A 21,282-nucleotide genomic window follows, 5' to 3' on the forward strand; every position below is an offset into this window, starting at 1 on the left:
ACCGGCGGGTCGCCGCCGGACGCTCCGGGCCGCACCCCGGTGTACGCCCGAATCGCGCTCTGCTGCCCGTTTGGTGGGCCGTTCGTCCTCGGTGTACCGGCTCCGGGGCGGGCCAGGGCCGTTCCCCGATGTGACCGCCTCGTCACGCACCTAACGTCAGCACGGTTGGCAGGGGGTTGACTTGACAGGGGGACCCGAGATGGGGGCAAGACCGGTGACGGTGCGGCTGGCGCGGTGGAGCGCCGAGCACCCGTGGCGGGCGATCGCACTGTGGGTCGTTTTCGTGGCGGTGTGCTTCGTGGGCGGCAACGCCGCCGGCCTCAACGAGGCCACCAGCGCCGACCAGGCGATCGGTGAGGCGGGGCGGGCCAGCCTGATCGTGGACGCCGGTGACTTCGACGACCCGGCAGTGGACAACGTGCTCATCACCGCGCGGGACGGTGCGCTGGACCCGGCGGCGGCGAAGGCGGCGGCCGACGACGCGGCGGCCCGGCTGCGTACCGTCACCGGGGTCGCCGAGGTGGGTCAGCCGGTCACGGCCCGGGACGGCTCGGCGCTGCTGTTGCCGATCACCATGGCCGGCGACCCCGAGACCGCCTCGGACCGGGTGCAGCCGCTGCGCGACGTCACCGCCGCCGTGCAGACCGCGCACCCGCAGTTGCGGGTCGAGCAGGTCGGCGGTCCGTCGATCGGTCAGGCGCTCGACGACACCCTGGGCAAGGACTTCGAACGCGCCGAGTTGCTCAGCCTGCCGGTCACCCTGGCCATCCTGATCATCGCGTTCGGTGCGTTGATCGCGGCCAGCGTCCCCGTGCTGCTGGCGCTCTCCTCGGTCGCCGCCGCGATGGGACTGTCCACGTTCGCCTCGCACCTGGTGCCGGCCACCGACACCACGTCACCGGTGATCCTGCTGATCGGCATGGCGGTGGGGGTCGACTACTCGCTGTTCTACATCCGCCGGGAGCGGGAGGAACGGGCCAGGGGCCGCGCCGGCCTCGACGCGGTGGAGATCGCCGCGGAAACCTCCGGACACGCCGTGGTGGTTTCCGGCTTCGCCGTGATCATCGCGATGGCCGGGCTGCTGCTCGCCGGTGACGTGGTCTTCTCCTCCCTGGCGATCGGCTCCATCCTGGTGGTCGCCGTCGCCGTGACCGGTTCACTGACCGTGCTGCCCGCCCTGCTGGCCAGGCTCGGCCGCTGGGTCGACCGGCCCCGGGTGCCACTGCTCTGGCGACTGACCGCCCCGCGCACCGGCCGGCACGGCGAGCCCCGCACGCCCCGGCTGTGGCCGGCGCTGCTCCGGCCGGCGCTGCGCGCTCCGGTGGTGACGCTCGTCATCTCGGTCGGCCTGCTGCTCGCGTTGGCCGCGCCGGCGCTCGGCATGAAGCTGAAGTTCCCCGGCATGGAGGACCTGCCCCGCACCACCCCCGCCATGCAGGCGTACGACCGGCTCACCGCCGCGTTCCCGAGCACCGGCACCAACCACGTGGTGGCCGTCCGGGCCCCGGCCGAGCAGGCCGACCGGGTGCGCGCCGCCCTCACCGACCTGGCCACCCGGGCCGCCGGCGATCCGCTGTTCGCCCCGGCCGAGGCGGACGGCCCGAAGATCGAGGTGTCGGCCGACCGGCGGGTGTCGGTGCTCGACGTCGCCACCCCGTACGCCAGCCGTGACGACCGTTCGGTGCAGTCGCTGGAGCGGTTGCGTGCGGACCTGGTCCCGGCCGAGCTGCGGGGCATCCCCGGCATCGAGTACGCGGTCGGCGGCAGCGTGGCCGACAGCGAGGACTACGCGTCCCACGTCCGGGACAAGCTGCCGCTGGTGATGGGCTTCGTGCTGGTGCTGACCTTCCTGGTCATGGTGTTCACGTTCCGGTCGGTGGTGGTCGCGGCCAGCTCGATCGCGCTGAACCTGCTCTCCGCCGGTGCCGCGTACGGGCTGCTGGTGCTGGTCTTCCAGGGCGAGTGGGCCGAAGGGCTGCTCGGCTTCACCTCGATGGGCGCGATCGTGTCCTGGCTGCCGCTGTTCCTCTTCGTCGTGCTCTTCGGCCTCTCGATGGACTACCACGTCTTCGTGGTCAGTCGGATCCGTGAGGGGATCCGGGCCGGCATGCCGAACCGCGACGCCGTGTCGTACGGGATCACCTCGTCGGCCGGGGTGGTGACGAGCGCGGCGATCGTGATGGTCGGCGTGTTCTCGATCTTCGCCACGTTGAGCACTATCGACATGAAGCAACTCGGCATCGGTCTGGCGGCGGCGATCCTGCTGGACGCCACGATCATCAGGGGAGTGGTGCTGCCAGCGTTGATGACCATGCTCGGCGATGCCAACTGGTGGGCCCCGCGTTTCCTGCGCCCGCGCCCCGCGGTCGCGCCGGCCGATCCGCCGGCCCCGGCCCCGGAACTGGTGCCGGTGCCCTGACCCCACTCGGAGACCGCCCACGCCGTCCCCGCCCCGCCCCGCCGCTTGATCAACTCGGTTTCATTGATGTCGCGGTATCCCAGCCCGCCCGATACCGCGACATCAGGAAAGTCGAGTCGCAAGCGGCGGGGGCGGGGCGGGGACGGCGGGGCGGGTGTGGCGGGGCGGGGGTGTGGCGGGGCGGGCCGGGGTGTGGCCGGGCTGCGACGGCAGCCCGGCCACCGCCGGTTCAGGGCAGTGGGCAGGCTTCCCGCCAGGCATCCAGGTTGCGGTCCTTGCGGATCGAGGCGAAGCCGTAGCCGGCAGTGGTGACACAGAAGTCGTCGGTCGAGGCGTCGTACTCGACGTGGAAGACCGGCTTGCCCGCGTCGGCGAACGGCAACAGTTTGGCGCACTGACCCAGCCGGACACACTCCTCGTTCACCGCGAAGTCGAAGTCCGGGGCCAGCGCGGCGAGCTGCGGCACGTCGTTGACCAGCCCGGGGGAGAGGCTCAGCGAGCGGGCCAGCTCGGCGAGTCGGCGGTTGAACAACAGTTGGTCGTCGAAGTCGAGGGGAAAGCCGGTGCGCGACGCGTACCCGTCGGCGTCGGCGAACGCCACCGCCCCGAAACCCTTGCCCCGGCACAGCCGCAACCGGTCGGCAAGCACCGGCTCCAGCGCGTCCCAGCTGCGGACGTCCAGCCAACGGCTGTCGGGTCGGCGGCCGGCGGCGCCCTGCACGGCGGTCGGCAACCGGCTGGCGTCCGGGTCGGCGGCGCGGACCGAGCCGACGTGTACCTGGCAGATCAGCCGGCGATCCCGGGACCGCAGCTCGGCGGTCTGCGCGGCGGTGGTGTCCACCGGATCGAGCAGGAAGACATCCACCTCCACCGCCGGGTCGAGCGGGCCGCTGAGCTGCCACTGCCACTGCCAGTGGCGCGCCTGTGCGGCCGGCCACCGGGTCGGCGCGCCGGGAGGGGTCAGCTCGGCGCGGCATCCGTACGCCGGCACCGTCAGGACGAGTACGACGCCTGCCGACAGGACGCGGCGCAGGGGGCGTACGGCGACACGTCGCCGCGGCCGGATCCGCATCGGCAGCTCCCGGGTCCCGGGCGGCCCGTCGCCGCCCTCACCGGTACGCCGCCCCCACGCTCCGGCCCGGCGTACCTCACCGGGTCAAACGAGCGCGGGGGTGCGAACGACGCGCGGTCAGCGCGGCGCCGCGAAGACCTGCGTCCAGTACGGCCCGTTGCTGTTGGCGATCCCGACGCCGATCTCGGTGAACGCGCAGTTCAGGATGTTGGCCCGGTGACCTGAGCTGTTCATCCAGGCGTCCATCACCGCAGCCGGGGTCTGCTGGTTCCAGGCCACGTTCTCGCCGTAGGTGCGCCAGGTGTAGCCGACCCGGTCCAGCCGGTCGCCGGCGTTGCTGCCGTCACTGCCGGTGTGCGACATGTTCTTGTGGTCGGCCTGGTCCTGGCTGTGCTTCTGGGCGGCGGTCATCAGCTTGTCGTCGATGCTCAGCGCCGCGCAGCCGGCCTTGGCCCGCTCGGCGTTCACCAGGTCCACCACCTCACGGGTCTGGGCGCTGACGGTGCCTGTGGAACCGCTGGAGCCGTTGCTCGTGCTCGTGGTCGGCGCGCTGCTGCGCGGCGTGCCGCGCCGTGACGCGGCGGTGGTACGCGACGCCTCCGGGGTGGGCTTGACGGTCCTGCTCGGGGTCGGGCTCGGCCGGGCCGGGCTGGGCGTGCTGGTCGGGGACGGCGCGGCGAGGGTGTCGAGGGTCGGCTCCTCGGTCGGTGCCTCCGACGCGGCGAAGGTGTCGTCGACGGCCGTCGGCTGGCTGCCTCCGTCGTCACCGCCGGGTAGCCCGAGCGCGCCGACGCCGAGACTCACCACGAGGGTGGCCGCCGCGGCGGCCCCACCGATCATCACCGGCCGTCGCCAGCGGCGGCGGGAGCGGTGTCTCCCCTCGCCGGGCCGGCCGGCACCAGCGGGCCAGTCACCTGTCGTCTCCGGGTCGGGCTCGGGCCGCCAACCATCTGTCGTCTCCGGGTCGGGCTCGGACCGCCAACCACCTGTCGCCTGGGGGTCGGGGTCGGGCTGCCAGCGGTCGGTGGTCGCCCCGGCCGGGCGGCCGTCGTGCCAGCTCTCGGTCGGCTGGTGCTCCGGGTGCTGGCCCGGCCAGGCGGCGGTCTGCGCGTCGGCCGGCTCGCCGGGGATTTCCGGGTCCGACTGCCAGCCGGTCGGAGGCTGCTCCCGGTGCCACTCGTCGTCGGCCTGGTTCGGGTCGTCACCGAACAGGTAGGCCGAGCGGGGCTCCGGACGGTCGTGCAGCCAGGTCGGCTCGTCGGTCGGCCGCTCGGCGCGCCGGGCGGCGCCGTTCGGGTCCATCGGGTCGGTCCAGCCGTACACGCCTATGCCTCCACGGGTCGGTTGCGGGCCGGGGTGACGCTACGGCGTGCCCGCGAGCTGCGGCAACGTGGCTAAGGAAGAGTTAAGGGGAAGTCGGACGCGAGCGTGGGGAATTCCTCGGATCCGGGCGTACAGTAAAGGAGTCCGGACAGAGAGTGTCCGTGCCATTGCGGCAGCCCCCCGACAAGTGGACAGGTCGACGTGGAGATGATCTACGGCCTGCGAGAACTTGACGAAGGAGGGGTTTGCGGCTCAATATATAGGTGTCGCCAGTCGCGCCCGGTCATGCCCAGATACAGCCTGGAATGACAGCCGCGTATAAATGGGCGCGCGTTGGCCGGCCTTTCCGGCAGCGCATATCAAGGAGTCAGCATGGCGAAGGCCCTCTACGGCCACGTAGGTGCAGCGCCCGACCGGCGTCTGCTCGACGAGGTCACCCGACTGCGTTCCAGGGTTCAGGCACTGGAGTTCGAGATCACCCGGTTGCGTGCCGACAATGATCGGCTTGCGGCGGCCGCCGCGGAGGCAGACGATCTGCTCCGTCTGGCCGAGCCGGCACTGACCTGATCTCCGTGTCGCAAAACTGAATCGCACTCTCGCAAAATGCGCGCCGACACCTCTGTGCCGGCGCGCAACACTGTCCGGCCCCTTTCGGTGCCGACTATTTGCGATCTTGCGGTGGCCCCGCCCTTAGCTCGTCCTCGGGTATCCGATTAGCTCGCCCTTGCGATAAGCCGATCATGAACGGCCCGGGTCCCTCTCGTGACCGCCGGAACAACAGCGCGCTCCCGCCTCGCGCCCGCGCTCCACGCGGCCCGGGGCGGGTCGCGTGCCCGCCCGCTTCCACCACCGGGTTAGTCTGCGAGTTCACCCAGGTCCCCACAGCCGGCGACGGTACGGCGGCCACCGGACGAGGATCGAGAAGGTGTATCTCAAGAGCCTGACGGTGAAGGGCTTCAAATCCTTCGCCTCCGCCACGACGTTGAAGCTGGAGCCCGGGATCACCTGCGTGGTGGGCCCGAACGGCTCCGGCAAGTCGAACGTCGTCGACGCCATCGCCTGGGTGCTCGGCGAGCAGGGCGCCAAGGCGCTGCGCGGCGGCAAGATGGAGGACGTCATCTTCGCCGGCACCGCCGGCCGCGCGCCGCTGGGCCGTGCCGAGGTCACCCTCACCATCGACAACACCGACGGCGCGCTGCCGATCGAGTACACCGAGGTCTCCATCACCCGCCGGATGTTCCGCTCCGGCGAGAGCGAGTACGAGATCAACGGCAACACCTGCCGGCTGCTCGACATCCAGGAGTTGCTGTCCGACTCCGGCATCGGCCGGGAGATGCACATCATCGTCGGGCAGGGCCGCCTCGACGGCATGCTGCACGCCAAGCCGGAGGACCGCCGCTCGTTCATCGAGGAGGCGGCCGGCGTCCTCAAGCACCGCAAGCGCAAGGAAAAGGCGCTGCGCAAGCTCGACGCGATGCAAGTGAATCTCAACCGCTTGACCGACCTGACTACTGAGCTGCGCCGCCAGCTCAAGCCGCTGGGCCGGCAGGCCGAGGTGGCCCGCCGTGCCGCAGCCATCCAGGCCAACCTGCGCGACGCCCGGCTGCGCCTGCTCGCCGACGACCTGGCCACCCTGCGCACCACGCTCGATCGGGAGATCGCCGACGAGACAGCGCTGCGCGAGCGGCGCGAGCAGATCGAGGGCGAGCACGTCGAGGTGCAGGGCCGCCTCGGCGAGCTGGAGGCGGCCCTCGCGGAGGACGCGCCGCTGCTCGCCGCCGCCCAGGACACCTGGTACAAGCTCTCCGCCCTCCAGGAACGCTTCCGCTCGATCGAGCAGTTGGCCCGGGAACGGTTGCGGCACCTCAGCGCCAGTGGCGACGACGAACGGCCCGGCCGCGACCCGGACCAGCTGGAGGCCGAGGCGGAACGGGTCCGCGAGCAGGAGGAGGAGCTGCGCGCGGCGCTCACCGACGACCAGATCCGGCTGGCCGAGGCGGTCGAGCACCGTCAGGAACTGGAACGGCAGCTCGCCGCCGCCGAGCGGGAGCTGGTCGCGGCGGCCAAGGCCATCGCCGACCGGCGCGAGGGGATGGCCCGGCTCACCGGTCAGGTCAACTCGGCCCGAGCCCGCACCACAAGTGCCGGCGAGGAGATCGAACGACTCGCCGTCGCGCACGCCGACGCGTTGGGCCGCGCCGAGCAGGCGCAGGCCGACCTGGACGCGGTGGCCGCCCAGTCCACCGAGGCCGACCGGGACAACGCGGACCTGGACGCCCGGCACGCCGAAGCGGTCGCCGCGCAGGAGCGGGCCCAGGCCACCGTGCGGTCGCTCGCCGACGCCGAGCGGACGGCGGAGAAGGACGCCGCCACCTGGAAGGCCCGGGAGGAGGCGCTCGCCCTCGGCCTGCGGCGCAAGGACGGCGCGGGAGCGCTGCTCGCCCGCGCGGGGGACGTACCGGGCCTGCTCGGCAGCCTCGCCGGGCTGCTCACCGTCGCGCCGGGTCACGAGGCCGCGCTGGCCGCCGCGCTCGGTGGCCTGGCCGACGCGGTGGCCGTCAGCGGGGTGGACGAGGCCGTCGAGGCGATGCGGCTGTTGAAGATCTCCGACGCCGGCCGGGCCGGTCTGCTGGTCGGCAGCCCGGCGGGCCCGGGCATGACCGGCTCCGCCGACGCGCTACGCCCGAAGCTGCCCGACGACGCCCGGTGGGCTCCGGACCTGGTCGAGTGCAGCGCCGAGCTGCGTCCGGCCGTGCACCGCGCACTGCGCGACGTGGCGCTCGTCGACGACCTCGCCGCAGCCGCCGAGCTGGTCGCCAGCAACCCCGAGCTGCGGGCGGTCACCCCCGACGGTGACGTGGTCGGGGCGTACGCGGCGGCCGGCGGGTCGGCCAAGGCCCCCAGCTACATCGAGGTGCAGGCGGCCGTCGAGGAGGCCCGCGCCAACCGACTGACCGCCGAACGCTCCGGCGCGGAGCTGCGCGACCAGCTCGTCGAGGCGCGCGCCGAGGTGGCCGCCGCCAAGGAGGCCGTGCAGCATGCCGCCGCCGAGAAGCGCGAGGCGGAGAGCCACCGCAACGCCGCCGCCCGCCGGCTGGCCGAGTTGGGCGCGGCGGCCCGCTCGGCGAAGGCGGAGACCGACCGCCTCGGCGAGTCCCGGTCCCGTGCCGAGGCGGCCCGGCAACGGGACCTCGCCACCCTCGACGAGCTGGAGGAACGGCTGCGGCTGGCCGAGGAGACCCCGGTCGACGCCGAGCCGTCCACCGAGGATCGGGACCAGCTCGCGGCAATGGTGCCGCAGGCCCGGCAGAACGAGATGGAGGTCCGGCTCGCGGTGCGTACCGCCGAGGAGCGGGTCTCCTCGATCGCCGGCCGGGCCGACTCGCTGACCCGGCAGGCCACCGCGGAGCGGGCCGCCCGGGAACGCGCAGCGGCCCGGCGGGCCGCGCGCACCCGGGGTGCGGGCATCGCCCGCGCCGTCGCCGGCGGCGCCCGGGAGGTCCTCACCCGGCTCACCACCTCGATCGCGACGGCCGAGGAGCGCCGCGACGCGGTCGCCCGGGAACGCGCCGCCCGCGAGGCCGAGCTCCAGGAGGTACGCGGCGCGGCCAAGCGGCTCGGCGCGGAGCTGGAGCGGTTGACCAGCCAGGTGCACCGTGACGAGGTGGCCCGCGCCGAGCAGCGGCTGCGCATCGAGCAGTTGGAGGCGAAGGCGGCCGAGGACTTCGGGCTGGACGTGGAGACGCTCGTCGCCGAGTACGGGCCGACCCAACCCGTCCCACCGACCCCTGTCGACATCGCCACGGCCGAACGCGACGGTCTGCCGGTGCCCGAGCCGGTCCGGTACGAGCGGCCGGTGCAGGAGAAGCGGGCCTCCAAGGCGGAACGGGAGCTGACCCTGCTCGGCAAGGTCAATCCGCTCGCGCTCGAGGAGTTCGCCGCGCTGGAGGAACGGTACAAGTTCCTCTCCGAGCAGTTGGAGGACCTCAAGGCCACCCGTCGGGACCTGCTCACAGTGGTCAAGGACGTGGACGAGCGGATCCTTGAGGTCTTCGCCAGCGCCTTCGAGGACACCGCCCGGGAGTTCGAGCAGGTGTTCAACGTGCTCTTCCCTGGTGGCGAGGGCCGGCTGATCCTCACCGAGCCGGACGACCTGCTCACCACCGGCGTCGAGGTGGAGGCCCGCCCGCCCGGCAAGAAGATCAAGCGGCTCTCCCTGCTCTCCGGTGGCGAGCGGTCACTGACCGCGGTGGCCATGCTGGTGGCGATCTTCCGCGCCCGGCCCAGCCCGTTCTACATCATGGACGAGGTGGAGGCGGCCCTCGACGACGTCAACCTGGGCCGGTTGATCACGTTGATGGCACAGTTGCGGGAGAAGAGCCAGCTGATCGTCATCACGCACCAGAAGCGGACGATGGAGATCGCGGACGCCCTCTACGGCGTCACCATGCGCAGCGGTGTCACCCAGGTGATCAGCCAACGGCTCAACCGGACCGACGAGGACGACAGGCGGCACGGCCGCGGCGAGGAGAACGGGTAGTGGCTCGGGAACGCGCGACGGCGCTCCTGCTGGACTTCGACGGCGTACTGCGTCGGTGGGATCCGGCGGTGGCCGCCGGGGTCGAGCGGGAGTACGGCCTCTCCGAGGGGGTGCTCGGCGAGATCGCCATGCAGTGGGGTCAGCTCCAACCGGTGTTGACCGGCCAGATCAGCCACGCCGACTGGATGGCGAGCGTGGCGGACGCGCTCACCGACTCCGTGGGCAGCCGGGAGCGGGCCCGCGCCGCCGTCGAGCAGTGGCAGCGGTACCGGGGCGAGGTGGATCCGGAGGTGCTGGCGTTCGTCCGCGAGGTACGGGCCGCCGGCGTCCGGGTCGGGCTGGGCACCAACGCCACCGACCTGCTCGATGCCGACCTGGCCGCCCTCGACCTGGTCGGCGAGTTGGACGTGGTGGTCAACTCGTCGGTCGTCGGTGTGCACAAGCCGGCCCCGGAGTACTTCCAGGCGGCCTGCCAGGCGCTGGCCACCCCACCGGCCCGGGTGCTCTTCGTCGACGACGAGGACTGGGCCGTGCGGGGTGCCCGGGCCGCCGGGCTGTCGGCGCACCGCTGGGGCGGTCACGCCGACCTCCGCTACCTGCGCGCCGCCCTGGCGTACTGAGCCGGGCGACATCGCGGTGGCCCGGTCAGCCGACGCTCGCGCGTCGGGTCGGGTCAGCGCAGCCCGGGGACCTGGGTGACAGTGAAGGGTGGTGCCGGGGCGGGCGCGTTGAGCTGGCTGTTCACCCAGAGCAGCCGGCCGGCGTCCCGGACGATCGTGGTCGGTGACTGCGCCACGCCGGCCGGACGGGACTGCCGTACCACCCGGGCGGTTCGCCGGTCGGCGTCCAGCATCGCCAGATTCACCGCGAAGTCCCAGCCGCCGGCGCCGTCGGGGAAGTTCACCACCCCGTAGAGTCGGTCGCCCTCCAACAGCAGCCCGTCCGCGCCCAGTTGGCCGTCGACCACCTCGACGGTCGTGGCCGTCCGCCGGACCAGGTCGACCCGCCACAGGCGCTCCGTGCCGGGCTGACCGTTGCCCTGGTCGGCCACGAGCGCGATCCGCCCGCCGTCGGTGACGACGATGCCGTTGAGGAAGCCCGGCGCGACCGGGAAGTCAGCGGCGGTGAGCCACGGTACGAGGTCGCCGACGTTCGGGCCGTCCAGCGCCGCCCGCCACAGCGCGCCGGTGGCCGAGTCGGTGACGTAGACCGCGTCGGCGGTCAACGCCAGGTCGTTAAGGGCGGCGCCCGGCCCGGTCCGACGGGCCAGCAGTTCGCCGTCCGGGGCGTACACGAAGAGCGTGCCGGTGTCCCAGCCGGCGACGAAGATCCGGCCCCGCCGGTCGACCTGCAACCCGGCGGCCCGGGTGCGTCCGTCCGCCCCCGGTGGCAGGAACTGTCGCAGCTCCCGGTCGCGGACGTGACCACGGTAGACGGCGCCGGTGCCGAAACTGGTGACGTAGAGGGTGCCGTCCCGGGTCACCGCGATCCCCTCGGGCAGCACCCCTGGTGTCCGGGCGATCACGTACGTGTCGGGGCGCGGGCCGACCGCGAGAGCCGGCGCGGGTACGACGCCGGTCAGCGCGGTCAGGCCGGCGGTGGCCGATACCAGCAGCTTCCTCATGTCCCGAGGGTCACCGCACCGCCGGGCCGTATCCAGCCCCTTTCGCGCCTGCCCGAAAGGTGGCTAGCGTCGATGCCGTGGTGACTCTGCACCTGAGCGCGGCGGACCTCAGCCGCACCGTGTTGCGCTCCGAGCCGTCGGTGCTGTTGGAGCTGGGCGCGGCCGGGCAACGGGTGTTCCAGAGCACCGTGCCGGACCATCTGGTCGTCTGGCGGGCCCGTACCCGGGCCGCGCTGCGTCCGGTCATGTGGCCCTACCTGGACCTGTGCCGCCACGAGCGGTGGTTCCCGGACTTCCTCACCCCGCCCAGCTTCGGCAGGGAGCTGGGCCCGGCGCTGGTCGAGGTCGCGGCCACCCCGGCGGCGACCCTCACCGAGCAGCTACGACCCCGGATCGAGGCCGGCGAGCTACCACCCCGGGCCGGTCCGCTCGCCGACGGGAAACCGGCAGCGGTACGCCGGCTGCTCGAGGCGATGCAGGCGTTCCATGCCGTGGCGGTGGGCGCGTACTGGGAGACGATCGTCGCGGCGGTGCGCGCCGACCGGGCGGTGCGCGGTCGAGCCATCGTGGACGCCGGGCTCGATCGCGTACTCCGGGGGCTCAGCCCTTATCTGCACTTCACGCCGACGGCTGACACGTACGAGCTGTCGTACCGGTGCGCCTTCGGCGGCGACGTCGCTCTGTCGCCGGACGGCAGGGGGGTCACGCTGGTGCCCTCGTACTTCGTGCCACAGCCCGCGGTGCTCGACGACCCGGCCGGCCCGCTGGTGCTGACCTACCCGATCCGGCCGGCCCGGCGGGAACCGGCCACCGGCGAACCCCTCGCCCACCTGCTCGGCCGGAGCCGGGCCGCGGTGCTGGGGATGGTCGCCGACGGCCTCAGCACGTCACAGGTGGCCCGGGCGGTGGGCATCTCGATCGCCTCCGCCAGCGAGCACACCAGCACCCTGCGCCGGGCCGGGCTGATCGCCACCCACCGGGCCGGTTCGTCAGTGGTGCACACGCTGACCCCGCTGGGCGAGCACCTGCTGTCGGCTGGACGACCGGACTGAGGGGTGCCCGATCACGCGCCGGTGACGCCGTCGATGCGTTCCCGGATCAGGTCGGCGTGGCCGTTGTGTCGGGCGTACTCCTCGATCATGTGCACGTACACCCAGCGCAGGTTGAAGAGGCGCTTCTTCCTGCCGACCTCGGTGAACGTCTCGTCGAGCGAGTGCCCGGCGGCGGCCTCGCGGGCCAGCGCCACCTCGCGGTGGAAGATCGCGAAGTCGGCCTCGGCGTCGGCGTCGCTGACGTCGTGGTCGGCGTCCGGCGTCTCCGGTGTGAAGTACGGGTAGTCGACCTGCTGGCCGGCGAAGTTCTCCCGGAACCACCAGGCCTCCACCTCGGCCAGGTGGCGGACCAGGCCGAGCAGGGTCAGCCCGGAGGGCTGCACGCTCGGCGTCCGCAGTTGCTCCTCGGTCAGCCCGGAACACTTGAGCAGCAGGGTCTGCCGGTGGTAGTCGAGCCAGCCGTCGAGCATGGTGCGCTCGTCGCCGACGTACGGTTCGGGAGTCCGGGTGATCTTGGGTGCGGTCCACGTCATGCCGCGCATCCTGCCCGGCACACCGGACATCCCGCGACGGGTTATCAGGGCACCACGACGACCGGCCAGCGGCCGGCGCGCACCAGGCGGGTGGCGACCGAGCCGACCAGCCGGTGACCGGCCTGCTCAGAGGTGCCCACCACGACCATGTCGGCCTGGAACTCGTCGGCCGCCGAGGACAACTCGCCGCACGCGTCGCCGCGCCGGAACAGGAAGGTCACCGGGATGCCCAACTGTTCGGCCGCCCGCCGGCACTCCCGGCGCAGTTCGTTGGCCACCTCGTCGTGGGTGCGCTGGATCGCGCCGGCGTCCATTCCGGGCACCAGCGCGGTCAGCCCGCCGGCCGAGCTGACGAAGACCACCACCAGGGCGGCGCCCTGCCGGCGGGCCAGGCCGGCGGCGTAGGCACCGGCCCGCTCGGAGGTGCGGGTGCCGTCCACGCCCACCAGGACCACCCGGGGTCCGTCAGTGCCCCGCTCGAAGGGCAGCGGGCGGGTCCGGGGGCCGTACTCCTCGCGGTCCGGTGCTCCCACGCTCATCGGGCTACCTCACCTCTGCTCACCGGTAGGGACCACTGCCGTGCCCGCGCCGGCTGCGACTGTCGATTCCCGCTCGACCTCGTCGGAAACCGGGTTGCCGTTGTGCTGGCGCAGCGGCACCTCCTTGATGAAGGCCACCGCGATCAGCGCGACGAGTGCGAAGGGGGCGGCGGCCAGGAAGATGTCGCCGGCGCCGTGGCCGTACGCGCTCTCCACAACGGCGCGCAGTGGGCCGGGCAGGGTGTGCACGTCGGGCAGGGTGCCGCCGCTGCCGGAGCTGGAGGCGGGGATGCCGAGCTGGGCCAGCCCGTCGGCGGTGTAGTCCTTGACCTTGTGGGCGAGCACCGCGCCGAGGGCGGAGACGCCGATCGCGCCGCCCAGGCTGCGGAAGAACGCCACCACCGAGCTGGCCGCGCCGAGCTCGTGCGGTCCGACGGTGTTCTGCACGGCGAGGACCAGGTTCTGCATGGTCATGCCCAGGCCGACACCGATCACCAGCATGTAGACGCTGAGCAGGGCGAAGCTGGTGTCCGCGCGGAGCGTGCCCATCAGCGCGAAGCCGATGGTGAGCAGCGCCGACCCGATCACCAGGTACCGCTTCCAGCGGCCGGTCTTGGTGATGACCCGCCCGATGACGGTGGAGGCGACAAGCAGGCCGAGGATCATCGGCAGGGTCATCAGGCCGGACATGGTCGGGCTCTGCCCGCGGCTGATCTGGAAGTACTGGCCGAGGAAGATCGACGCGCCGAACATGCCGACACCGACCGCGATGCTGGCCACGACGGCGAGGGTGATGGTGCGGTTGCGGAACAGCCGCGGCGGGATCATCGGCTCGGCGGCCCGGGTCTCGACCCGGATCGCCAGCGCACCGAGCACCAGGGCGCCGAGAACCATGGCGGCGGTCTGCCAGGACGCCCAGGCGAACTGGTCACCGGCGAGCGAGACCCAGATCAGCAGCAGCGACACGGCAGCGGTGATCAGGGTGGCGCCCCACCAGTCGATCTGCGCCTTCCGCTTGACCACCGGCAGGTGCAGGGTCTTCTGGAGCACGATCAGGGCGACGATGGCGAACGGCACGCCGACGTAGAAGCACCAGCGCCAGCCGAGCCACGAGGTGTCGACGATCACGCCGCCGATCAGCGGGCCACCGATGGTGCCGACGGCCATCACGGCGCCGAGGTAGCCGCTGTAGCGGCCCCGCTCGCGCGGCGTGATCATCGTGGCCATGATCACCTGGGCCAGCGCGGTGAGACCGCCGGCGCCGATGCCCTGCAACACCCGGCAGGCGATCAGCTCTCCGGTGCCCTGCGCGAGGCCGGCCAGCACCGAGCCCAGCACGTAGATGCCGAGGGCTAGTTGTACGAGAGTCTTCTTGCTGGTCAGGTCGGCGAGCTTGCCCCAGATCGGGGTGGTCGCGGTGGTCGCGAGCAGGGCCGAGGTGACAACCCAGGTGTACGCGGACTGGCCGCCGTGCAGTTCGGTGATGATCCGCGGTAGCGCGTTCGAGATGACCGTGGAGGAGAGGATCGCGACGAACAGGCCCAGCAGCAGGCCGGAGAGGGCCTCCAGAATCTGCCGGTGGGTCATGTCGACGGCGGCCGCCCGAGTGGGGGCTGTGGCCTGGCTCATCGTGTGTTGCCTCCGAGCGGAGTCGAGGTGGAACGGCGGCGGGCTGACGCGCACGGGGCCGCCTGTGAGTTGCCTGAAGCAACCGTATGCCTTGGTTGCCTGAAGCAACAACTTGACGGACCGGTGCCCTATTCCCGGCCGACCGGCGCTACTGCCAGGAGTCGTTGAACCGGCCGAGCAGCCGGGCGAACTCCTCGACGTCCCGGCTCGGCCAGCCGTCCAGCGCGCGCAGGAACTCACCCGACCGGGCGGCGCGGGCGACGTCGAACCGGCGCTGCCCCTCCTCGGTGAGGCGGATCTGCGCGGCCCGCCGGTCGCTCGGATCGGGGTCGCGGTGAATCAGCCCGAGGGCTTCCAGCGCGTTGATCTGCCGGCTCAGCGTGCCCTTGCCCACACCGAGCCGCGCCGCCAACTCGGTCAACCGGATCGACCCACTGCGCCGCAACCAGAGCAGTAGGCCGTAGGTGTTCGGCTCCAGGTTCGGATGCACTTCCCGGGCGATTTCCCAGGAAACCGCCCGCCCACGACGCAGCAGAGCGGTCAACTCGTGCTCGACCGCCCGGATCGGCTCCGGCAGGTGCTCATCCACGGCGTAGAGACTACGGCGCTGTCGGTTCGTCGCCGCCGGAGAGTCGGCGCCGCATCACCTGCTGTAGGTGCCCGTCCTTCGTGGTGCCCTCGATGACCACGTCCGCCCCGCGCCCCCGATGGGTAAGGGTGGCGACCGCGTTGCCGAAGTAGGGACCGGCGAGCTTGCGCCAGCGCACCCCCGGCCGCCGTACGCCGGCCGAACGGGCCAACGCCCGGGTCGCCCCCGCCGGCCCCGCCGACCAGCCCATCCGCATCAGCGGACGGATGCCGGCCGGCACCTGGTTGTGGATCGGCGAGCAGGTGAGCTGGTGCACCGGCGTGACCACCGCCGGGTCGGGGAACCGGGCCCGGGCCACGTACGAGTGGTGCACATCCCCGGAGAGCACACTTATCGACGCCGGCGGGGCGTACGCCGGACCGGCGCCGACCCGCGCGCCGGACTCCCTCGGGGTGCCGGTGCCGATCCGGGCGAAGGTCTCCGCGAGTGCCTCGAACGAGCGCCGGAACGCGGCCCAGTGCTCCAGGTCCAGCGCTCGGCGCAGCTTCTCCGCCCCGCGTGCCACCCAGGGTCGGCGCGACTCGGCGAGCTTCTCGTTCCACGCCTCGATGTGATGGATGCCCTGCGGCAGCAACCAGGGCAGCGACGCGCCGACCACCAGGTGGTCGTAGACCCCGTGCGCCTGGTCCAGGAACCAGGACCACTCGCCCGGTGGCAGCATGGCCCGGCTGCCCGGTTCGAGCACCCGGCTGCACCTGTTGTCGAGCATGACCAACCTGGTCCGGCCCAGATCCAGTGCGTAACTCCACTGGTACTGCACGGCCCGCCAGCGCTCGGTGTCGTGCGCCAGGTCCGACTCCTGGTCGACCCGGTGCCCGAACTCGCGCAACACACTCGTCGCGTCCTCGGCGGCGGCGACCTTCGCGAAGACCGGGTCGGCGGTGATCTCGTCGGGGGACAGGTTGCCCAGGTGCTGGTAGACCCAGTACGAGGCCAGCCCGCTGCCGATCCGCTCCTGCCACCAGGGCTGCTCGCGGACCTCGGCCCGCCAGGCCGCGGAGGTGTTCCAGTCGTCGATGATCTCGTGGTCGTCGAAGATCATCACGCTCGGCACCGTGGAGAGCAGCCAGCGGATCTCCGGATCACGCCAGGACTCCAGGTAGAGCTTGGTGTACTCGTCGAAGCTCACCACCTGGTCGGCAGGGGCGCCCTTCGGCCGCCGCCGCCGTCGACGCAGCAACCGGCGCACCGTGGGTGAGGTGACATCGGCGTAGACCTGGTCGCCGAGCAGCACCAACAGGTCGGGCAGCGGGTTCGACTCCGGGTCGGCCATCATCCGCCGGGCGTACGCGTCGAGCGCGTCCGGCGGCAGCTTCCGGGTGGTGGCGTGCTGGGTGGTCTCCCGGCACGAGCCGAAGATCAGGTTGACCGGCTGGTCCCGGTCGTCGGCGGCCCGGGTGCGGATCACGCTCGGCGGGAAGCCGGTGCTCGGCACCGGCCAGACCACCTCGTCGTCGACAAGCACCTCGTAGGTGGTCTCGCTGCCCGGGGTCAGCCCCTGCACCACCACAAGCGCGTAGTGGTGCTCGTACGCCGAGAAGGTGGGCGCGGTGCCGGTGGCGCCGCTGGCGGTGCGGACGGTGACCACGGCGGGCGCCGCCGTCTCCACCCAGATGGTCGCCCGGGTGTCGACGACTCGCCGCAGCAAGGGGCCGATGAGAAGGTGTGCGGCGGGCATGCGGCCGAGCCTACCGCCGGTTGCGGGCACCGGCCGGGGGCGGTGGTGGAGACTCCGGGCACCGCTCGGGGTGCGGTGGCTGGGACGCCGTCGCCGGCATCTGACAGGATTCCGGCATGGCCGAATATCTCGTCCTCGCTCTGGTCCTGCTCGGTGTGCTGATCGCCGGCACGGTCGGGCTTGTCGTGCCGCGACTGCGGCGGCGGCCCGAGCCCCCGCTTCCCCGCACCGAGGTCGACACCAGAGCCGAGGAGGATCTCGCCGGCCCGCCGGTCGAGGCACCGGAGTCCGATCTGTCCACCGGCGTCCTGGTCGAGCCACCGCCGGTGCTCGAACCGCAGGTCGAGGTGCCCGAGCCGACCGCCGGGCGACTGGTCCGGCTCCGCTCGCGGCTGTCCCGCTCGCAGAGCGTCTTCGGCAAGGGCCTACTCGGCCTGCTCGCCCGCGACCACCTCGACGAGGACGTCTGGGAGGAGATCGAGGACAGCCTGATCACCGCCGACGTCGGCGTCGACGCCACCCGCGACATCGTCGACCGGCTGCGCGAGCGCACCCGGGTACTCGGCACCCGCTCGGCCGCCGAGCTGCGCGCGCTGCTCGCCGCCGAGTTGGTGAACGCGCTCGACCCGAGCCTGGACCGGTCGCTGCGGACCGCCCCGAAGGACGGCGTGCCGGCCGTGGTCCTGGTCGTCGGAGTCAACGGCGCGGGCAAGACCACCACCTGCGGCAAGATCGCCCGGGTGCTGGTGGCCGACGGCCGGAGCGTTTTGCTCGGCGCCGCGGACACCTTCCGGGCCGCCGCCGCCGACCAACTGGAGACCTGGGGCTCGCGCGTCGGCGCGGAGACCGTCCGTGGGCCCGAGGCCGCCGACCCGGCCAGCGTCGCCTTCGACGCGGTCAAGCGCGGCATCGACACCGGCGTGGACACCGTGCTCATCGACACCGCCGGCCGGCTGCAGAACAAGGTCGGCCTGATGGACGAGCTGGGCAAGGTCAAGCGCGTGGTGGAGAAGCAGGGCCCGATCGACGAGACGCTGCTCATCCTGGACGCCACCACCGGCCAGAACGGCCTGGAGCAGGCCCGGGTCTTCACCGAGGTGGTGAACGTGACAGGGGTGGTGCTCACCAAGCTCGACGGGACCGCCAAGGGCGGCATCGTGATCGCCGTGCAACGCAAGCTCGGCATCCCCGTGAAGCTGGTCGGCCTCGGCGAAGGCAAGGACGATCTGGCCCCGTTCGACCCGGCGCAGTTCGTCGACGCGTTGCTGGGGACCGAGGCCACCGGACGGGACGCGTAGTCTCGGGTGTCCAGTGACAACCGCGCGTACGCGGGCTGGCGTGAGCCCGGCCACCCCTCGCAGCGCCTCGGGAGACCGTACGTGACTTCGCAGGAGATCCCGCTGCACGGCGGCAACGTGAGCACCGTCGTCCGCGTCGGTGACACGGTCCGCCGCAACGCCGGACCGTGGACGCCGTCGGTGCACGCCCTGCTGCGGCACCTGGAGTACGTGGGTTTCACCGGTGCCCCGAGAGCGCTCGGCATGGACGAGCGCAACCGTGAGGTGTTGTCGTACCTGGAGGGGGAGTGCGGCGAATATCCGCTCGCCCCGCACTGGGTGACCGACGAGGCGCTGGTCACCGTCGCCACGATGCTGCGGATGTTCCACGACGCGCAGTACGGATTCACCCCGCCACCGCAGGCGGTCTGGCGCTCGTTCGGGCCCCCGCCGCCGGACACCGAGGTGATCTGCCACCACGACGCCGCGCCGCACAACGTGATCTGGCGGCCGGACGGCACCCTCGGGCTCATCGACTTCGATCTCGCCTCGCCCGGCGCACGGATCTACGACGTGGCGTACGCGGCGTGGACCTGGGTGCCGATCTTCGCGGACCGGGACTCGATCACGCTGGGCTGGAAGCACCCGGACCGGCCGCGCCGGCTCCGGCTCTTCGCCGACGCGTACGGGTTGATCCCGCGCGACCGGCACCGGCTGATCCGGACCATCCGCAAACGGATCGTGGACCACGTCGAGGGGATCCGGCGGATGGCCGCCGCGGGTGAGCCGGCGTTCGTCCGGATCGTGCACAAGGGCCACCTGCGCCGGCCGATGCGGGATCTCCGGCTGCTCGACTACGAGCGGCACGCGTTGGAGAACGCCCTCCGCTGAGCGCGGACCGGTCGATGCTCGGCCGGTCCCGTCAAGCGGACCGGTCGATGCGTCTGACCGGTCAGCCATCGACGTACGCCGTCCGAACGATCCGCCATTGTCCATGCCGCTGACTGTGCGGACTTCGTGACACGTCCGAAACAAGCTGTCACGAACCGGAAACCCGCACGGGACCGTGGGTGAAACAGCCGGCCGCGAAGCTTCCGCGCAACCGGCCTACGGGCGACGCTGCCCCGGAAAGCCGCGAAGGAGGACTTCACCTTTAGGAGGCCAGCGTGCCTGAAGCACCGACGATCGACGGCGCCAATACCACGTGGCTGCTGGTTTCGACAGCGCTCGTGCTGCTCATGACCCCCGGACTGGCGCTGTTCTACGGCGGCCTGAACCGGGCCAAGGGCGTACTCAACATGATGATGATGAGCTTCTCCGCTATCGGGCTCATCTCTATTCTGTGGTGGTTCTACGGTTTCAGCGTCGCCTTCGGGACCGACGTGAACGGCTTCTGGGGCGACCCGGGCGCGTACCTCGGCACCAAGACCTTCCTCGCCGAGACCGACCTGTGGGGTGCCACGGCGGAGAACCCCAGCGGCATCGGGGTCCCGCTCTACGTGTTCATGGCGTTCCAGATGGTCTTCGCGGTGATCACCGTCGCGCTGATCAGCGGTGCCATCGCCGACCGGGCCAAGTTCGCCGGCTGGCTGCTGTTCGCCTTCGGTTGGGCCACGCTCGTCTACTTCCCTGTCGCGCACTGGGTGTGGGGCGGCGGCATCATCGGCGGTGACATCCACGCGCTCGACTTCGCCGGTGGCACCGCTGTGCACATCAACGCCGGTGCGGCGGCCCTGGCCGTGGCGCTGGTGCTCGGCAAGCGGCTCGGTTGGCCGCGGGAGGGCATGAAGCCGCACAACATCCCGCTCGTCGCGCTCGGTGCCGGTCTGCTGTGGTTCGGCTGGTTCGGGTTCAACGCCGGCTCGGAGTTGACAGTCGACTCGGTCGCCGGCCTCGCCTTCATCAACACCCAGCTCGCCACGGCGGCGGCGGTGCTCGGCTGGATCGCCGTCGAGTGGGTGAAGACCCGCAAGCCGACGATGGTCGGTGCCTCGTCCGGCGCCGTCGCCGGTCTGGTCGCCATCACCCCGGCCTGCGGTTTCATCGCCCCGTGGGCGTCCGTCCTGCTCGGCATCGTCGCCGGTGCCGTGTGTGCGCTCGCCGTCAGCCTCAAGTACAAGCTCGGCTACGACGACTCCCTCGACGTGGTCGGCGTGCACTTCGTCGGTGGTTGGATCGGCTCGCTCTGGCTCGGTCTCTTCGCCACGAACTCGGTGAACGCCGCGATCACCGACGTGGTGGGCGCCTCCGACGGCCTCTTCTACGGCGGCGGCGTCACCCAGCTCGGACGGCAGGCCCTCGCCGGCTTGATCGTCACCGCCTGGTCGTTCGGCGTCGCCTGGGTGCTCGCCTTCGTCATCGAGAAGACGATCGGCTTCCGGGTCAAGGGTGAGGCGGAGGTCGACGGCATCGACATCGCCGAGCACGCCGAGAGCAGCTACGACCTGTCCCCGGCCGGTGGCGGCACGGGCAGCGCGTTCGCGATGGCCGGCATCGGCACCCCCGGTGGCGGCACGACGAGTGGCGCCAAGCCGGAGGCGGAGCCCGCCGAGCCGGTAAGCGAAAAGGTCGCCGGTTAACGTTCCTGGGATGGAGGGGTTGGACATGAAGCTGGTGACCGCGGTCATCAAGCCGTACCAGCTGGACGCGGTGAAGGAGGCCCTGCACGCCCTCGGGGTGGCCGGGCTGACCGTCAGCGAGGTTCAGGGGTACGGGCGGCAGAAGGGGCACACCGAGGTCTACCGGGGTGCCGAGTACACGGTCGAGTTCCTGCCCAAGATCCGGGTCGAGGTGCTCACCGACGAGATCGACGTGGACAAGGTGGTCGACGCCATCGTCGGGGCGGCCCGCACGGGCAAGATCGGTGACGGCAAGGTCTGGGTCACCGGTGTCGAAGAGGTCGTCCGGGTGCGTACCGGCGAACGCGGCCTCGACGCGCTCTGATCTG

At 72.0% G+C, this 21,282-nt stretch carries 17 protein-coding genes; 9 read left to right on the plus strand and 8 right to left on the minus strand.

Annotated features, from left to right (window positions below):
- Positions 1-199: 199 nt before the first annotated feature.
- Positions 200-2,419 carry an MMPL family transporter gene (locus AB0B86_RS16005; RefSeq protein WP_357411725.1) on the plus strand — a complete coding sequence of 740 codons (2,220 nt, stop codon included), beginning with the start codon at positions 200-202 and terminating at the stop codon, positions 2,417-2,419.
- Between the two features lie 229 nt (positions 2,420-2,648).
- Here AB0B86_RS16005 and AB0B86_RS16010 read toward each other — a convergent pair whose 3' ends face one another.
- Both AB0B86_RS16010 and AB0B86_RS16015 read right to left on the minus strand, forming a co-directional pair.
- Positions 2,649-3,491 (minus strand): endo alpha-1,4 polygalactosaminidase, encoded by an 843-nt coding sequence (locus tag AB0B86_RS16010; protein ID WP_357418371.1) that lies wholly within the window; start codon positions 3,489-3,491, stop codon positions 2,649-2,651.
- A gap of 117 nt (positions 3,492-3,608) precedes the next feature.
- Positions 3,609-4,793: a CAP domain-containing protein gene (locus AB0B86_RS16015; protein WP_357418408.1), complete on the minus strand. Its 1,185-nt coding sequence runs from the start codon at positions 4,791-4,793 to the stop codon at positions 3,609-3,611.
- A 393-nt stretch (positions 4,794-5,186) separates the two neighbouring features.
- On the opposite strand from AB0B86_RS16015, the gene AB0B86_RS16020 reads away from it, so the two are divergent.
- From AB0B86_RS16020 to AB0B86_RS16030, 3 genes are all read left to right on the plus strand, one after another.
- On the plus strand, positions 5,187-5,381 hold the full coding sequence (locus AB0B86_RS16020) for a hypothetical protein (RefSeq protein WP_030487463.1): 195 nt from the start codon (positions 5,187-5,189) through the stop codon (positions 5,379-5,381).
- Positions 5,382-5,739: 358 nt separating this feature from the next.
- Positions 5,740-9,354 (plus strand): chromosome segregation protein SMC, encoded by a 3,615-nt coding sequence (gene smc, locus AB0B86_RS16025; RefSeq protein ID WP_357418375.1) that lies wholly within the window; start codon positions 5,740-5,742, stop codon positions 9,352-9,354.
- Positions 9,354-9,974: an HAD-IA family hydrolase gene (locus tag AB0B86_RS16030; protein ID WP_357418377.1), complete on the plus strand. Its 621-nt coding sequence runs from the start codon at positions 9,354-9,356 to the stop codon at positions 9,972-9,974. Before smc ends, AB0B86_RS16030 begins: the two co-directional genes overlap by 1 nt.
- A 53-nt stretch (positions 9,975-10,027) precedes the next feature.
- Here the strand turns inward: AB0B86_RS16030 and AB0B86_RS16035 are convergent, their stop codons facing one another.
- Positions 10,028-10,978, minus strand: coding sequence for a superoxide dismutase (locus AB0B86_RS16035; RefSeq protein ID WP_357411729.1), 951 nt, complete (start codon positions 10,976-10,978; stop codon positions 10,028-10,030).
- Between the two features lie 77 nt (positions 10,979-11,055).
- On the opposite strand from AB0B86_RS16035, the gene AB0B86_RS16040 reads away from it, so the two are divergent.
- Positions 11,056-12,030: a helix-turn-helix domain-containing protein gene (locus AB0B86_RS16040; protein WP_357411730.1), complete on the plus strand. Its 975-nt coding sequence runs from the start codon at positions 11,056-11,058 to the stop codon at positions 12,028-12,030.
- An 11-nt stretch (positions 12,031-12,041) separates the two neighbouring features.
- Here AB0B86_RS16040 and AB0B86_RS16045 read toward each other — a convergent pair whose 3' ends face one another.
- The 5 genes from AB0B86_RS16045 to AB0B86_RS16065 all read right to left on the minus strand — a co-directional run bounded on the left by AB0B86_RS16045 (position 12,042) and on the right by AB0B86_RS16065 (position 17,058).
- On the minus strand, positions 12,042-12,563 hold the full coding sequence (locus tag AB0B86_RS16045; protein ID WP_357411731.1) for a DinB family protein: 522 nt from the start codon (positions 12,561-12,563) through the stop codon (positions 12,042-12,044).
- Positions 12,564-12,607: 44 nt separating this feature from the next.
- Positions 12,608-13,102: a universal stress protein gene (locus AB0B86_RS16050; protein ID WP_357411732.1), complete on the minus strand. Its 495-nt coding sequence runs from the start codon at positions 13,100-13,102 to the stop codon at positions 12,608-12,610.
- Between the two features lie 9 nt (positions 13,103-13,111).
- On the minus strand, positions 13,112-14,731 hold the full coding sequence (locus tag AB0B86_RS16055) for an MDR family MFS transporter (protein WP_357411733.1): 1,620 nt from the start codon (positions 14,729-14,731) through the stop codon (positions 13,112-13,114).
- A 148-nt stretch (positions 14,732-14,879) separates the two neighbouring features.
- Positions 14,880-15,320: a MarR family transcriptional regulator gene (locus tag AB0B86_RS16060; protein ID WP_357411734.1), complete on the minus strand. Its 441-nt coding sequence runs from the start codon at positions 15,318-15,320 to the stop codon at positions 14,880-14,882.
- 10 nt (positions 15,321-15,330) lie between these two features.
- Positions 15,331-17,058: an alkaline phosphatase D family protein gene (locus AB0B86_RS16065; RefSeq protein WP_357411735.1), complete on the minus strand. Its 1,728-nt coding sequence runs from the start codon at positions 17,056-17,058 to the stop codon at positions 15,331-15,333.
- A 116-nt stretch (positions 17,059-17,174) separates the two neighbouring features.
- Here AB0B86_RS16065 and ftsY point away from each other — a divergent pair, with 116 nt between their 5' ends.
- From ftsY to AB0B86_RS16085, 4 genes are all read left to right on the plus strand, one after another.
- Positions 17,175-18,356, plus strand: a complete 1,182-nt coding sequence (gene ftsY / locus AB0B86_RS16070) for a signal recognition particle-docking protein FtsY (RefSeq protein WP_357418379.1) — start codon at positions 17,175-17,177, stop codon at positions 18,354-18,356.
- 6 nt (positions 18,357-18,362) lie between these two features.
- Positions 18,363-19,226, plus strand: a complete 864-nt coding sequence (locus AB0B86_RS16075; protein WP_357411737.1) for an aminoglycoside phosphotransferase family protein — start codon at positions 18,363-18,365, stop codon at positions 19,224-19,226.
- 275 nt (positions 19,227-19,501) lie between these two features.
- Complete coding sequence (locus AB0B86_RS16080) at positions 19,502-20,914, plus strand: ammonium transporter (protein WP_357411738.1); 1,413 nt, start codon at positions 19,502-19,504, stop codon at positions 20,912-20,914.
- Positions 20,915-20,939: 25 nt separating this feature from the next.
- Positions 20,940-21,278, plus strand: coding sequence for a P-II family nitrogen regulator (locus AB0B86_RS16085; protein ID WP_172862163.1), 339 nt, complete (start codon positions 20,940-20,942; stop codon positions 21,276-21,278).
- The last annotated feature ends 4 nt before the right edge of the window (positions 21,279-21,282 follow it).

The organism is Micromonospora sp. NPDC049047, assembly GCF_040649135.1.
Lineage (GTDB): Bacteria > Actinomycetota > Actinomycetes > Mycobacteriales > Micromonosporaceae > Micromonospora.